The organism is Mesorhizobium sp. M8A.F.Ca.ET.161.01.1.1, assembly GCF_004792105.1.
Lineage (GTDB): Bacteria > Pseudomonadota > Alphaproteobacteria > Rhizobiales > Rhizobiaceae > Mesorhizobium.
In genome coordinates this window covers 1-311 of sequence record NZ_SRTD01000357.1, presented here as the reverse complement: position 1 = coordinate 311, position 311 = coordinate 1, and the positions used below count along the sequence as shown (strand labels likewise).

The 311-nt window shown below is 63.7% G+C and carries 1 pseudogene; it reads right to left on the bottom strand.

The annotated features are described in order from the left end of the window. Window positions 1–311 (bottom strand): annotated as a pseudogene (locus tag EN804_RS36050) (lysine decarboxylase); the annotation flags it as partial.

The following is a 311-nucleotide window of genomic DNA, read 5'->3' as shown; positions in this document are numbered from 1 at the left end:
ACATAAGGGTTGGGCGCCTGCTCGTGCGGCAGGACGATATTGAGGCCGATGGAAGGGCCGCCGGCATCCATGGCACCCCGGTTACCCGCCTCCATGACGCCGGGACCGCCGCCGGTGACCACCACATATTCCAGGTGACCGGATTTCGCGCCGTAGTCGGTGCAAAGGCGGGCGAATTTGCGCGCTTCGTCGTAATAAACCGAGGACTGCTCGAGATTGCGCTTCTGCGTTTCATTGCGCGCGGCCCAGGCCTCTCCTCCCGGTTCGGGAATGCGGGCGCCGCCAAACATGACGACGGTGGAATTGATCCC